The 12,606-nt window shown below is 67.3% G+C and carries 14 protein-coding genes and 1 pseudogene; 6 read left to right on the top strand and 9 right to left on the bottom strand.

Annotation, left to right across the window (positions count from 1 at the left end):
• The first annotated feature begins 42 nt into the window (after window positions 1-42).
• The gene (locus AC5Y4N_RS13600) at window positions 43-747 is read left to right on the top strand and encodes an IclR family transcriptional regulator (protein ID WP_499909124.1); all 705 of its coding nucleotides are present in this window, start codon (window positions 43-45) and stop codon (window positions 745-747) included.
• A 26-nt stretch (window positions 748-773) separates the two neighbouring features.
• Window positions 774-2,390 carry an FAD-dependent oxidoreductase gene (locus tag AC5Y4N_RS13595; protein ID WP_499909126.1) on the top strand — a complete coding sequence of 539 codons (1,617 nt, stop codon included), beginning with the start codon at window positions 774-776 and terminating at the stop codon, window positions 2,388-2,390.
• 95 nt (window positions 2,391-2,485) lie between these two features.
• On the opposite strand, the gene AC5Y4N_RS13590 is transcribed toward AC5Y4N_RS13595, so the two are convergent.
• Genes AC5Y4N_RS13590 through AC5Y4N_RS13575 form a run of 4 tightly spaced genes read right to left on the bottom strand, consistent with a single transcriptional unit; the run spans window position 2,486 to window position 4,875 of the window.
• Window positions 2,486-2,758, bottom strand: coding sequence for a cytochrome C oxidase subunit IV family protein (locus tag AC5Y4N_RS13590; RefSeq protein ID WP_499909128.1), 273 nt, complete (start codon window positions 2,756-2,758; stop codon window positions 2,486-2,488).
• 4 nt (window positions 2,759-2,762) lie between these two features.
• The gene (locus AC5Y4N_RS13585; RefSeq protein WP_499909130.1) at window positions 2,763-3,365 is read right to left on the bottom strand and encodes a cytochrome c oxidase subunit 3 family protein; all 603 of its coding nucleotides are present in this window, start codon (window positions 3,363-3,365) and stop codon (window positions 2,763-2,765) included.
• 14 nt (window positions 3,366-3,379) lie between these two features.
• Entirely contained in the window at window positions 3,380-4,132 is a 753-nt protein-coding gene (locus AC5Y4N_RS13580; protein ID WP_499909132.1) for a hypothetical protein, read from the bottom strand.
• A complete protein-coding gene (locus AC5Y4N_RS13575; RefSeq protein ID WP_499909134.1) occupies window positions 4,129-4,875 on the bottom strand; it encodes a hypothetical protein in 747 nt (248 codons plus the stop codon). Before AC5Y4N_RS13575 ends, AC5Y4N_RS13580 begins: the two co-directional genes overlap by 4 nt.
• A gap of 96 nt (window positions 4,876-4,971) precedes the next feature.
• On the opposite strand from AC5Y4N_RS13575, the gene AC5Y4N_RS13570 reads away from it, so the two are divergent.
• Complete coding sequence (locus AC5Y4N_RS13570) at window positions 4,972-5,562, top strand: TetR/AcrR family transcriptional regulator (protein ID WP_499909136.1); 591 nt, start codon at window positions 4,972-4,974, stop codon at window positions 5,560-5,562.
• 71 nt (window positions 5,563-5,633) lie between these two features.
• Entirely contained in the window at window positions 5,634-6,086 is a 453-nt protein-coding gene (locus tag AC5Y4N_RS13565; protein WP_499909138.1) for a universal stress protein, read from the top strand.
• A gap of 6 nt (window positions 6,087-6,092) precedes the next feature.
• Here the strand turns inward: AC5Y4N_RS13565 and AC5Y4N_RS13560 are convergent, their stop codons facing one another.
• The 4 genes and pseudogenes from AC5Y4N_RS13560 to AC5Y4N_RS13545 all read right to left on the bottom strand — a co-directional run bounded on the left by AC5Y4N_RS13560 (window position 6,093) and on the right by AC5Y4N_RS13545 (window position 10,163).
• The gene (locus AC5Y4N_RS13560; RefSeq protein ID WP_499909140.1) at window positions 6,093-6,461 is read right to left on the bottom strand and encodes a hypothetical protein; all 369 of its coding nucleotides are present in this window, start codon (window positions 6,459-6,461) and stop codon (window positions 6,093-6,095) included.
• Window positions 6,462-6,561: 100 nt separating this feature from the next.
• Window positions 6,562-8,109 (bottom strand): acyl-CoA synthetase, encoded by a 1,548-nt coding sequence (locus AC5Y4N_RS13555; protein ID WP_499909336.1) that lies wholly within the window; start codon window positions 8,107-8,109, stop codon window positions 6,562-6,564.
• Between the two features lie 93 nt (window positions 8,110-8,202).
• A pseudogene (gene meaB / locus AC5Y4N_RS13550) lies at window positions 8,203-8,997 on the bottom strand (methylmalonyl Co-A mutase-associated GTPase MeaB); the annotation flags it as partial.
• A gap of 26 nt (window positions 8,998-9,023) precedes the next feature.
• Window positions 9,024-10,163: a thiolase family protein gene (locus AC5Y4N_RS13545; RefSeq protein WP_499909142.1), complete on the bottom strand. Its 1,140-nt coding sequence runs from the start codon at window positions 10,161-10,163 to the stop codon at window positions 9,024-9,026.
• Between the two features lie 77 nt (window positions 10,164-10,240).
• Here AC5Y4N_RS13545 and AC5Y4N_RS13540 point away from each other — a divergent pair, with 77 nt between their 5' ends.
• Both AC5Y4N_RS13540 and AC5Y4N_RS13535 read left to right on the top strand, forming a co-directional pair.
• Window positions 10,241-11,005: an SDR family NAD(P)-dependent oxidoreductase gene (locus AC5Y4N_RS13540; RefSeq protein ID WP_499909145.1), complete on the top strand. Its 765-nt coding sequence runs from the start codon at window positions 10,241-10,243 to the stop codon at window positions 11,003-11,005.
• Window positions 11,002-11,745 (top strand): SDR family NAD(P)-dependent oxidoreductase, encoded by a 744-nt coding sequence (locus AC5Y4N_RS13535; protein ID WP_499909147.1) that lies wholly within the window; start codon window positions 11,002-11,004, stop codon window positions 11,743-11,745. The genes AC5Y4N_RS13540 and AC5Y4N_RS13535 overlap by 4 nt, the downstream gene beginning before the upstream one ends.
• A gap of 93 nt (window positions 11,746-11,838) precedes the next feature.
• Here the strand turns inward: AC5Y4N_RS13535 and AC5Y4N_RS13530 are convergent, their stop codons facing one another.
• Window positions 11,839-12,606 (bottom strand): enoyl-CoA hydratase/isomerase family protein, encoded by a 768-nt coding sequence (locus AC5Y4N_RS13530; RefSeq protein WP_499909149.1) that lies wholly within the window; start codon window positions 12,604-12,606, stop codon window positions 11,839-11,841.

Below are 12,606 nucleotides of genomic sequence, written 5' to 3'. Positions count from 1 at the left end.
AAATCGCACATTGATGTGCACTATGCATAGAGCATCATCCTCATGACCAGGTCTGTCAAGCAGCCGGGCGACGAGCGAATGACCGCTGGATCGCAGACCCTGGCCCGCGGGCTCAGCGCCCTGCAGGCAGTGGCCACCGCCCCGTCGGGAGTCACGGTCCAGCAGGTCGCCGACTACGTCGGCGTGCACCGCACCATCGCCTATCGCCTGCTCGGCACGCTGACGCAATTCCGCTACGTCACCAAGGGGGAAGACGGCAGGTACCGGCCGGCGGCGGCGCTCGCGGTGCTGGGCGCCGCGTTCGACAACAACGTGCGTCAGCTCAGCCTGCCGACGCTGCGCGCGCTGGCGGACAATCTCGGCGCGACGGTGTCGCTGCTGGTCGCCGAGGGTGACCAGCAGGTCGCTATCGCGGTCATCGTCCCGACACACGTGATGTATCAGCTGTCGTTCCACGAGGGCAGCCGATACCCGCTGGACCGCGGCGCCGCCGGTATCGCGTTGCTGGCCAGCATGCCGCCGCGGCCCGGTGAGCGCGAGCTGGTGGCGCAGACCCGCAACGAAGGGTGGGTGGTGACCCACGGTGAGATCGAGCCCAACACCTACGGGCTCGCGGTTCCGGTGCGCCGCCGGCCGCCGTCGCCGCCCACGTGCATCAACCTGATCTCCCACCGGGAAGACGTCGTCATGGCCGGCCGCGACGCAGTCGTAAAGGCAGCGCAGGAACTGTCGGCGATCCTCAGCTGAGGACCGGCCGGCGAGAGGAGACTCCGATGAGCACGTGGGACCACGTGGTCGACGTCGTGGTGCTCGGCAGCGGAGGCGCCGGCCTCACGGCTGCCCTGACCGCCGCGGTCAACGGCGCCTCGGTCGAGGTGTACGAGAAGGCCCCGACGGTGGGCGGAACCACCGCGGTGTCCGGCGGCATCGTCTGGATACCGGCGCATCGCCGCGCGCCCGACGGTGAACTGACGGTCGACGACGCGATGAGATATCTGCGCGCGCAGTCTCTCGGCTATATGGACGACGATCTCGTCGAGACGTTTGTGCGGACCGGCGCACCGATGCTCGATTTCGTCGAGGCGTACAGCGAGCTGCGGTTCGAGATCGCCGATGGCTTTCCCGACTACAAGCCGGAGCTGCCGGGTGGGCGGCCAGGAGGCGGCCGGTCGCTGAACGCAAAGCCGTACGACTTATCGCAGCTCGGCGAATGGAGCGACCGCATCACGTCGTTCCCGGCCGACTTCAGCAACGTCGGGATCGACGCCGAGACACGCGCGAGGATCCACGCGTCGGTGGATGACGCGGCCGGCGATCTATGCGTCGCCGGCACGGCATTGATCGCCGGGCTGCTCGAGGCATTGCTCGACCGGGACGTCACACCACGCACGAATGCCCGTGCGGTGGAACTGGTTTCGGACGGTAACGCCATCACCGGTGCCCGAATCAGCCTGCGCGGCAGCGAGGTCCGGGTGCGCGCCCGTCGCGGCGTGGTTCTGGCCACCGGCGGCTTCGAATGGGACGACCGACTGGTCGAGGCCTACCTGCGCGGCCCGATGCACGGCGCGGTGTCGCCACCGAACAACACGGGCGACGGGCTGCGAATGGCCATGGCCCACGGCGCCGACCTGGCCAACATGGGTGAGGCGTGGTGGGTGCCGATCGTGCAGATTCCCGGCGACACCATCGGGGGCAAGCAACGCAGCCGAAGCGTGCGACTGGAACGCACACGACCCCGCAGCATTATCGTCAACCGCGCGGGCAGACGCTTCCTCAACGAGGCCGGCGAGTACAACTCGATGGCAGGCGCGTTCCAGTACCTCGATCCCAAGGACGGATACTTCAACGACCCGGCGTGGATCGTGTTCGACGCGCTCCATCTGAAGCGTTACGGATTCCTCGGCGTCACGCCGGGAGAGGCTGCGCCGGAATGGTTTTCGCCGTCGTCCGACATCGCCGAGCTCGGCGCCAAGACCGGAATCGACCCTGACGGGCTGGCGCGCACGCTCGAGGACTGGAACAAGAACGTCGCACAGGAGCGAGACCCGCAATTCGGTCGCGGCGCGAGCGCCTACGACGGCTACTGGGGCGACGACAAGGCCGCCACCCGGGCCGGCAGGACACTCGGGCCGATCGACACGCCGCCGTACTACGCGGTGCCGGTGAAGATCGGCGCGATGGGGACCAAAGGCGGGCCGCGCACCGACCGCGACGGGCGGGTCTTGCACGTCAGCGGGGCCGTCATCCCCGGGCTGTATGCAGCCGGCAATGCGATGGCCGGTGTGACCGGCAAGGCCTACGGCGGCGCAGGTGGAACGCTGGGCCCCGCAATGGTTTTCGGCTACCGCAGCGGCTATACCGCGGCCACCGGCCGATCGTTGAAGGTGTAACGGACCTCCGAGCGATCCCCCTCGCCGAGCGTGAGCTCAGTGCGACATTTCGGCCCATTTTTCGCAGTGCCCTCACGTTCGGCGCACATGGCGGCTCAGTACAGGTAGATCCCCAGGATCGCGCCGAAGAGCACGACGAGCCAGACGTCGGTGAACAGCCGTAGCCACCGTGGGGCGGTGCGCACCTCCATGAAGTGCTGAATGATCAACCGCACCTTGACCAAGGCCATCGCCAGGACGCCAATGGTGATCGACGCGCTCGCGTGTACGCTGCCGTGTACTCGTCCCGGCGCGAAGAACCACGACAGCACCGTGATCGCCGAAAGCGCCAGCCATACATAGGTGGTCCGGGCGGTGGCGGTGTTCATCGGTTCACCTCATCACGTACAGCAGCGCGAAGATGACGACCCACAGCAAGTCGACCATGTGCCAGTAGGTGGCCCCGGTTTCCGCGACGACGACGTGGCGGGCGTGCGGCCTTCGGAGCTCGCGCAATACGATGCCCAGAATCACCAGACCGAGCAGCACATGGCCCAGGTGCACACCGGTCAGCATGTAATAGAACATGAAGAAGTCGTTGCTCGGAAATGTCAGCCCCGCAACCACTTTCGAAGTCCACTCGTAGGCCTTGACGGCCGCGAAAACCAGCCCGCAGACGCCGCCCAACACGGTCAACCGCACCGCGCGCGGACGGTTGCCGTCTCGGGTGGACTGCACACCGAGCGCGACGAACCATGAGCTGGTGAGCAACAACAGCGTGTTGACCAGACCGATGGTCAGGTCCAGATGCTGTTGCGATTCCAGAAACAGCGCCCGCTCCTGGGTGCGGTGGACCATGAAGATGAGGAAGTATCCGGAGAAGATGACCAGGTCGCCGATGACGAAGACCCACATGCTGCTTTCGCCGGGCAGGTGTGGGGCAGGACCTGGTACGGCCTCGTCCCGGGCGGCCACGGCGTTGTCGGTGTTCGTCATGAAACTCAAAGTCCTTAATCTGCAAGCACTTCACCAGCCGGCTGGCGCGCGACTGCCCTGCGCAGCGTGACGATGATGCAGGTCTGCCAGAACGCGAAGATCGCCGTGCCCATCCAGAAGCTGATCGACCCGTTCCAGGACAGCGGTCCCGACCTGAAGACGAACACCGGTGCCGCAAGCACTTCGGTGACGATCTGCCAGACCGTCACGTACGCGAGCCATTTCGGGAAGATGCCGTTGCGGTCCAACAGGATCGCCAATGCGAACACCAGGTACGCGGCGGAGAAGCACCCCAGCGAGCCGACGAACGACAGCAGCGCGGTGTCATAGAGCAGAGCCTGAAGCTGTGGGTCGCGGTCCGGCCGAAACGCCGCAGCCAGAAAGCAAAACGCCGCGAACAGACAACCCGGCAGCGCGCCCACGTTCAGCGCACCAATATAGGCGTAGGCGAACGCCGGGCTCACCGACATCCGGCGCATCTGATACGCGACGATGCCGTTGGCCACCCCGGCGAACCCGATCACGACCATCAACATCCCGAAACCGATCTGGATGGTCAGCGCGTGCGCGTGAAAGAACGCCACGATCTCCTCGGTGGTGCGGTCGGGTCTCGGCGGTGGCATCACCCGCGCCAGCGGAACGAAGATCACGCCGAACACCATGTAGAAGATCGGCACCACCCACCAGCAAATCCAGAGATCGCGCTTTGATCCGGGGCCGCTCTGATCCCCTTGGGCGACAACCGGTTCTGCGGGAGCCAGGCTCATGAGTGCGCCCGTTCCTCCGCGGCTTGGCGGTTGATCGCTGCGCGGACGACGAAGAACATGACCACGACGAAGACGGCGAAGGCGCCGATCCGCAGCCAGAAAGACACGGCGCCGTCCCACGCCAACGGTCCGGTCTTGACGACGGCTGCGCACGCGGCGGGTGTCATCGCGAACGCGGTGAGCACGCTGAATGGCGCCACCCAGCGCGGAAAGATCGGCTCGGCGCTGCGGTCGAGATACACCGCCAGCGCAAGGCAGAGGTTCTGCACCACCAGCATGCCGACCGGCGCGACGAACGTGATCCACGCCAAATCGTTGAGCAGCATGGTCAATTCGGGATTGCGCTCGGGGCGAAACGCCGCGATGAGCCAGAAGAGATCGGCAAGAGCGAACAGCGTGGCGCCACTCACCAGCGCGGTCAGGTAGCTGTACGCAAGCACCTGGGTGGGCGTGCCCATGCGCTTCATCTGCGCGACGATCAGCGCGAAGAACGGAACCAGCATGATGCCGAAGAGGTTGTAGGTCACCATGCTGAACCGGATCATCGTCGTGTTCTCGGCATAGAACGACGCCACCTGCTGCGGCGTCAGCCGCGGCGACATCGGCGGGAAGAACCCGGGAAATGACACGAACGCGACGAGCAATACGGCGGCCGCAACCGGTGTGATCCAGAGGATGAGCGACTGTCCGTTGACACGGGCGGACACCACGGTTTCCGCCTCGTTGTCGGCGACGCTGGTCATGTGAACTCCCGGATCGCGGTAACTAGCCGATTGGCTAGGCGCGAGGCTATCCGCCGGTTCGGGCACGGTCAATAGCCGATCGGCTACCCTCAGGGCATGGCCTCGTCGGCGCCGTCGATCACGTCGGGACTGGCCGATATGCGGCGCAGCGCCGCGCAGATCCGCATCTTGGATGCGGCGCTCGAGTTGATCGCCATGCACGGCGTCAGCGGAACGTCGTTGCAGATGATCGCCGACGCGGTCGGAGTCACCAAAGCCGCCGTGTACCACCAGTTCAAGACCAAAGACGAGATCGTCATCGCGCTGACAGAACGTGAACTCGGCCGGCTGGCGGCCGCGCTGGAGGCCGCCGAGGCCGAGCAGTGCAAACCGCGGGCGCGCGAGATGCTGCTCACCCGGGTGGTCGACCTGGCCATCGAACGGCGCGGGATGGTGAGCACGTTGCAGTTCGATCCCGTGGTGGTGCGGCTACTTGCCGAGCACCAGCCGTTCCAGCAGTTCATCGGCCGGCTTTACGCGGCGCTGCTGGGCGAGGATACGGGCGCCGAAGCCAGGATCGAGGCCGCGATGCTGTCAGGCGCGATCAGTGTTGCGGTGATGCATCCCTTGGTCGAAGACATCGGCGACGACGAGTTGCGCCGGCACCTGCTGCACTACATGCGGCGGCTGATCGACCTGCCCGGATAGCCGCCGAATCGGGCCGCGGACGTGCGTTCGCACGTTAGGGTCTGGCCAATGCCGAGACCCTGGGAGGCCCGATGAACACCTATCGAACCGTGGTGGTGGGAACTGACGGCTCGGAGTCGTCACTGCGTGCGGTCGACCGGGCGGGCGAGATCGCCGCTGAGAGCGACGCGACGCTCTACATCGCGACCGGCTACTTTCCTCAGCGAGAAGACTTGCGGGCCGCCGACATCCTCAAAGACGAGGGCTACAAGATGCACGGCAGGGCACCAATTTTCGCGATCTTGCGCGAGGCGCACAGCAGGGCAGCCGCCGCCGGGGCCAAGAACATCGAGGAGCGGCCGATCGAAGATGCGCCGGTCGACGCGCTCGTCGACCTCGCTGAACAGGTCAAAGCCGATTTGCTGGTGGTCGGCAACGTGGGCCTCAACGCGCGGTCGGCGATCCTCGGGCGGGTGTTCTCGATTCCGGGAAGCATCGCGAGCCGCGCCCAGATCGACGTGCTGATCGTCCACACCTCCGGCTGAGCGCGCTTACTGCGGTGCGGTGTCATTGCCGGCGGCTTTGACCTCGCGCTCGTCGGCGGCGCCGTCCTCTGCGGCTTCCTCGATGTCTTGGTCATCGAAGGTTTCGTCGTAGGGCACGTCGGGCTCGAACTCGTCGGGTTCCAGCGCGGCTTCGTGTGCTACGTGCGGATGTTCGGCGACGTCCTCGGCGCGCTGCGCCTCGATAGGAGGCTGCTCGGGGCGGCGACGTTCGGCCAGCCAGTCGCGCGCCAGCAGGACCAGGCCCACCGCGGCCAGCGCAATGGCGGCCAGCGCAATGATTGTGTTCTCGGTCAGCACCGCCGCGGCCAGCAGGGCGATGCCGACGACAGCCACTGCGAGTACGACGGTCAGCATCGATCGTCCCTTCCTGAGGGGCGGCTTTCGTAGGCGCCTCTTCTTGGTTACCCCGGTTGCATCGCCGAATCGCAATTCGACGGGAAAGTCAGCGAATGCCTCAGATGACCCGGGACTCGTGCCCCTGCCAATACCGCTCACGCAGAAGCCGCTTGTACAGCTTGCCGCTGGGGTCGCGCGGCAGTTCGTCGACGAAGTCGACGCTGCGCGGGCACTTGTACGTCGCCAACTCGGACCGGCAGTAGGCGATCAATTCGGTTTCGAGGTCGTCGCCGGCGGCCGCCGGGTCGGTCGGCTGCACCACGGCCTTGACCGCCTCCCCCATCTCGTCGTCCGGCACGCCGAACACCGCGACGTCGGCGACGGCGGGATGAGCGGCCAGCACATTCTCGGCCTCCTGCGGGTAGATGTTCACGCCTCCCGAGATGACCATGTGGGCCTGACGATCAGTGAGGTAGAGGTATCCGTCCGCATCGAGGCAGCCGATGTCGCCGAGGGTTCGCCAGCCCTGCGCATTGGTCACCGACGCAGTCTTGTCCGGGTCGTTGTGGTACTCGAACGCGCGGCCGCCGCCGAAGTACACGACGCCGACCTTTCCGGCGGGCAGCTCCTTGCCGTCAGGGCCGACGATGTGGCACTCCTCGAACGGTCGGCCCACCGAGCCGGGATGGGCCAGCCACTCTTCGGCGGCGATGAACGTGGAGCCGATGTCCTCGGTGCCCGAGTAATACTCGTCGATGATCGGACCCCACCAGTCGATCATCTGCCGTTTGACCGCAACCGGGCACGGTGCCGCGGCGTGGGTGACGCGGCGCAGACTCGACAAGTCGTAGCGGCGGCGCTCGGCTTCGGGCAGCCGCAGCATGCGGATGAACATCGTCGGGACGAACTGTGCATGGGTGACGCGGTAGCGCTCGATCAGCTCGAGGCACTCCCGTGGATCGAACCGTTCCATCAGTACCACCGTGGCGCCCAGCCTCTGCCAGGACATCGAAAACACAAGGGGCGCAGAGTGATACAGCGGAGCCGGGCACAGGTACACCGAGTCGGCGCCTGCGTCGCCGTTGGTGCCGAGCAGCCCCCGCGCGATCTGCACCGGTGCGCAACTCGGATCACCCAGCGGGGTGGCGGGCAGTGGCTTACGCACACCCTTCGGTCGGCCGGTAGTGCCCGACGAGTAGAGCATTTCGCGGCCCTCGCACTCGTCGTCGAGGGGCGTCGCGGGCTCCGCGGCAACCACGTCGGCGTAGCGTTCGAATCCGCCGAGCCCCGCTCCGACCGCGATACGCACCGGTATCCGCGAGAGGTCCAGATCGGCGGCCACCTGCGCCATCGTGTCACTGGCCACCAGTGCCTTGGCGCCGCAGTCGTCGAGCACGTACTGCACTTCACCGGCGCGCAGATGCCAGTTGACTGCGGTGTAGTACAGCCCGGACCGCTGTGCGGCCCAAGCGGTTTCGAGGAATTCCGGCCTGTTCTCCACCAGGAGCGCAATGTGGTCGCCAACGCGCAGCCCGCGCGATCGCAGCGCTCGCGCCAGCCGGGTGGAGCGCTCCTCGAGTTCGCGGTAGGTCACCACGTCGCCGCGGGTCCCCATTACCAGCGCGGGGCGGTCCGGGGTGCGGGCGGCATGGAAACCAGGCGTCATCTCGGCCGGGGCGGCCGCCGTGTCAGAACCGCTGAGCAGCTTGCCCGCGGCGGTGTAGGCGTCCTGGCGTCCGTCGGCGACGGCCGCGGCAAGGCGATCGAGGTTGTGGTGCGCGCGCAACATCGTCTGCGCCAGCGACAGGATCTGCGCGCGCGCCCGCGCGGCCCTGCGGGCCGGGGTGTCGTTGCGGAAGTGGGCGTCAATGGTCTCGACCAGTTCAGGCACGCCCTCACCTTGTGCCGCGACCAGCAACACGATGGGGGCATCGGTCTCGGCCCGCAGGTCGCGAACCGTCTGCTTTGCGCCTTCCCGGTCGGCCTTGTTGACCACGACGATGTCGGCGACTTCGAGCAGTCCCGCTTTGGCGGCTTGGACGGCGTCGCCAGCGCCGGGATTGAGGATGACAACGGTCGGATCGGCGACCGCGGCGATCTCGATCTCCGACTGGCCGACACCCACGGTCTCGAGCAACACCACGTCGTAACCCAATTCGGCGAGCACCCGAATCGCGGCCGGCACCGCCGCCGCGAGTCCGCCGAGGTGGCCGCGGCTGGCCACCGAGCGGATCAGGACGCCGGGATCGTTGATGTGGGCGGCCATCCGGATCCGGTCGCCAAGCAGCGCTCCGCCGCTGTACGGCGACGACGGGTCGACCGCGAGCACCGCGACGCGAAGTCCCTGCTGCCGGTAGGCGCCGACCAGCGCCGCGATCGTCGTCGATTTCCCCGCCCCCGGCGGTCCGGTGATCCCGATGACGCGCGCCGTCGAGCTGCCCAGCGCGGCCAGCACCTCGTCGCGGCGCGCGCTCTCGACGAGGGTGAGCAGCCGGCCGGCGGCCCGAGTGGAGCCACCTCGGGCGGCCGCAATGAGCTCCTGAATATCCCGCATCGAGAAGAACTTACGGCCGAATGCGCTTACGGCGCGGGAACTTCGATCACCGTCGCCGAACCCATACCGCCGCCGGCGCACATTGCCGCCACGCCGATGCCGCCGCCGCGGCGACGCAGTTCATGCACCAGCGTGACCAGCATCCGCGCGCCCGTCGCGGCGACCGGATGGCCCAGCGAGCAGCCGCTGCCGTTGGGATTGACTTTGTCCGGATCGATCTCGAGCAGCTTGGCGGTGGCCACGCACATCGACGCGAATGCTTCGTTGATTTCGAACAGGTCGACGGCGTCAAGCGAAAGGCCAGCGCGCTCAAGGGCTTTGGGAATCGCCTCCACGGGCGCCAGCCCGGTGATGGCCGGATCGACGCCCACCGACGCCCACGCCCGCACGGTTGCCAGTGCAGGAAGCCCGAGGGCATCGCTGGCGATCGCGAGCACCGCTGCGCCATCGTTGGCGCCGCACGCGTTGCCGGCGGTGATCGAGAACCCCTCGATCTCCGGGTGAAGCGGCTTGAGCGCGGCCAGTTTCTCCATCGTGGTGTCGCGGCGGGGATGCTCGTCGACGGCGAACAAGCCGTGCGGGGTCTCGATGGGGACGACCTCTTGCTTGAAGCGGCCCTCGTCGATCGCCTGCACCGCCTTGCGGTGCGAACCCAGCGCCCACGCATCCATCTCCTCGCGACTCACGCCGGCCTTGACCGCGGCGTTCCACCCGACGGTGATCGACATGTCCATGTTCGGAGCGTCGGGCCGGTCGGGATGGGTGGGCGGGAACCAGGCAGCAGGCTCGCCGCCGATAGCCCTGGTGAAGCGCGGGGACGTCGACGCGGAGTTGACCCCGCCGGCGATGACGAGTTCGTCCATGCCGGCTTTGATGCTGGCCGCGGCGCTCTGGACGGCGGCCTGACCCGCCGCGCAGTGACGGTTCTGGGCGAGGCCCGGCACATTGGTGAGCCCTGCGGTCAGCGCGGCGTGGCGGGCGATCACCCCGCCGCCGTAGAGTCCCTCGCCCAGAACGACGTCGTCGACGGGGTGGCCGTCGAGCTCGCCGGCGATTGCGCCTACGACGTGATTCGCCAGGTCGTACGCGTCGGTGTCGCGCAGCGTGCCCTTCATCGCGGTGCCGATGGGGGTGCGCAGCGCGGACACGATGACGGCTTCAGGCATGACTGGTCTCCAATGTGCTTCGGGTGAGAATGTTATTCTCTCAAGCTGAGAGTGCCAGTTGCAAGAAGGGGAATCAGATGCAGATCAGCGGAAGCTCCGCGATCGTCGTCGGCGGCACCGGCGGGTTCGGTGAAGCCACGGTCCGCCGACTGCACGGAGCCGGCGCCAAGGTCGTGGTCGCCGATGTCGCCGATGACAAGGGCAAGGCGCTGGAAAGCGAGCTGGGAATCCGCTACGTCCGCACCGATGCGACCAGCCCCGAGGACGTGAACGCCGCGCTGGCAGAGGCGGAATCTCTCGGACCCCTCCGCATCTCGGTCGACTGCCACGGTGGGCCGGCCAGCGGCGGGCGTCTCGTCGGCAAGGACGGGTCACCCCTGGACCTCGACGGCTTCAAGACGACGATCGAGTACTACCTGACCGCCGTCTTCAACGTCATGCGGCTCTCGGCGGCAGCGATCGCCCGCCAGGAGCCGCTCGACAGCGGCGCGCGCGGGGTCATCGTCAACACCGCGTCGATCGCCGGTTACGAGGGCCAGATCGGCCAGATCCCCTACGCGGCGGCGAAGGGCGGCGTGATCAGCATGACGTTGGTCGCCGCACGTGATCTCTCTCCGCTCGGCATTCGAGTGGTCACCATTGCGCCCGGGATGTTCCTGACGCCCGCGTACCCGGTTCCGGCCGAGCAGCTCGAAGCGCACTGGGGCCCGCAGGTCCCGTTCCCGAAGCGGATGGGTCAGCCGTCCGAGTACGCGGCGATGGTGGCGAGCATCGTCGAAAACGACTACCTCAACGGCGAAGTCATTCGCCTGGACGGGGCGCTGCGATTCGCCCCGAAGTGACCGGTTCGCTGGCCGGCAAGGTCGCGTTCGTCGCGGGGGCCAGCCGCGGCATCGGTGCGACGGTGGCGTGCGCGTTGGCGGCGCAGGGCGCTGCTGTTGCGGTGGCCGCTCGCTCTGAGTCCGAAGGGCGGATTCCCGGCACGATTCATTCGGTGGCTACCCGAATCGTTTCGGCGGGTGGTCGCGCGCATGCCGTGCGGTGTGATGTCACCGACGAGCAGTCGGTGAATTCCGCTGTGGCCGAGGTGGTTTCGGTGTTCGGCGGGATCGATGTGCTGATCGCCAACGCTGGTGTGCTGTGGCTCGGCCCGATCGAGTCGACGTCGCTCAAGCGCTGGCGGTTGTGCCTCGATGTGAACCTGACCGGAACGTTCTTGGTGACGCGCGCGGTGATCCCGCACGTTCGGGCGCGCGGCGGCGGCTCGCTGGTGGCGATTACGACGACGGGTGTGACGATGCCCGGCGCCAACGCGTACTGGGTGTCGAAGGCTGGCGTCGAGCGGCTGTACCTCGGGCTGGCCGCGGACCTCAAGCCGGACAACATCGCCGTCAACTGCCTGAGCCCGTCACGCGTGGTGCTCACCGAAGGATGGGCGGCGGCTGGCGACCACGACATCCCGCCGGAGATGGTGGAGCCGCCGGAGGCGATGGCCAAGGCCGCCGTGGTGCTCGCCCGTCAAGACGCCGGCGGTATCACCGGCACCGTCCAGCGCTCGGAATCCCTCCTGCCGCCGAGCTGATAGCTCCTCGCTCACCTTGGCGCGACCGTGCGTGTCGGTACGGCAACACGCCGGTGACCTGTGTACAAGGGTGCACGCTCACCGAAGGGCGGGTCAGCTCTTCGGGGCGTTGAGGCGCTCGACGATCCGGCGGAAGTCCTCGGTCTGAAAGGACTGGTCTTCCGCGGCGTTGGCGTAGTCGAGGGTGTTCAGCACCGCTCGCTCCACGTGCATGTTGAGCATGCGCTTGGTGCTCTCGACGGCTTGCCGCGGCAACTCCATGATCTTCTTGGCGCACGCGACCGCTTCTGAAAGCGGATCAGCGACAACATGGTTCGCCAAGCCGATCTCGACGGCGCGCTGCGCCGAGATCCGGGCTCCGGTCAACGCATACTCCTTGGCCTGCAGCACGCTGATCTGCAGCGGCCAGGTCAGCGGCCCCCCGTCGGCGGCGACCAAACCCACCTGCACATGCGGGTCCGCGAGGTAGGCGCTCTCGGCCATGTAGACGATGTCGGATAGCGCGACCAGGCTGCAGCCCAACCCGACCGCCGGGCCGTTCACGGCAGCCACCACAGGAATCCTGGTGCGCACCATGCCCAGCACGATTTCGCGCCCGTGCAGGATCGTCTTGGCGCGGAGGTCGGGATCCTGCCGAATCTCGTCGAGGTAGGCGAAGTCGCCGCCCGCGGAGAACGCCCGGCCGTTACCGGTGATCACCGCAGCCCGCGCGTCGCGGTCTTCGTTGAGCCGCGGCCACAGCTCAGCCAATCCGACGTGCAACGCGTCGTTGACCGCGTTCAGCGCGTCGGGCCGGTTGAGCCGGATGATGCGCAGCGCACCGTCGGCTTCGACCTCGATTTCCGGTGGCATGTCGTACAC

The sequence above is a fragment of the Mycobacterium sp. NGS19 genome (assembly GCF_059813155.1).
The sequence above is the reverse complement of the archived record's forward strand: the minus strand, read 5'-3'. Positions and strand labels throughout refer to the sequence as shown.

Bases quoted from the DNA above. Each gene is read 5' to 3' on its own strand.
- AC5Y4N_RS13600 (WP_499909124.1), top strand. From the start codon at position 43: ATGACCAGGTCTGTCAAGCAGCCGGGCGACGAGCGAATGACCGCTGGA.
- AC5Y4N_RS13595 (WP_499909126.1), top strand. From the start codon at position 774: ATGAGCACGTGGGACCACGTGGTCGACGTCGTGGTGCTCGGCAGCGGA.
- AC5Y4N_RS13590 (WP_499909128.1), bottom strand. From the start codon at position 2,758: ATGAACACCGCCACCGCCCGGACCACCTATGTATGGCTGGCGCTTTCG.
- AC5Y4N_RS13585 (WP_499909130.1), bottom strand. From the start codon at position 3,365: ATGACGAACACCGACAACGCCGTGGCCGCCCGGGACGAGGCCGTACCA.
- AC5Y4N_RS13580 (WP_499909132.1), bottom strand. From the start codon at position 4,132: ATGAGCCTGGCTCCCGCAGAACCGGTTGTCGCCCAAGGGGATCAGAGC.
- AC5Y4N_RS13575 (WP_499909134.1), bottom strand. From the start codon at position 4,875: ATGACCAGCGTCGCCGACAACGAGGCGGAAACCGTGGTGTCCGCCCGT.
- AC5Y4N_RS13570 (WP_499909136.1), top strand. From the start codon at position 4,972: ATGGCCTCGTCGGCGCCGTCGATCACGTCGGGACTGGCCGATATGCGG.
- AC5Y4N_RS13565 (WP_499909138.1), top strand. From the start codon at position 5,634: ATGAACACCTATCGAACCGTGGTGGTGGGAACTGACGGCTCGGAGTCG.
- AC5Y4N_RS13560 (WP_499909140.1), bottom strand. From the start codon at position 6,461: ATGCTGACCGTCGTACTCGCAGTGGCTGTCGTCGGCATCGCCCTGCTG.
- AC5Y4N_RS13555 (WP_499909336.1), bottom strand. From the start codon at position 8,109: ATGACGCCTGGTTTCCATGCCGCCCGCACCCCGGACCGCCCCGCGCTG.
- AC5Y4N_RS13545 (WP_499909142.1), bottom strand. From the start codon at position 10,163: ATGCCTGAAGCCGTCATCGTGTCCGCGCTGCGCACCCCCATCGGCACC.
- AC5Y4N_RS13540 (WP_499909145.1), top strand. From the start codon at position 10,241: ATGCAGATCAGCGGAAGCTCCGCGATCGTCGTCGGCGGCACCGGCGGG.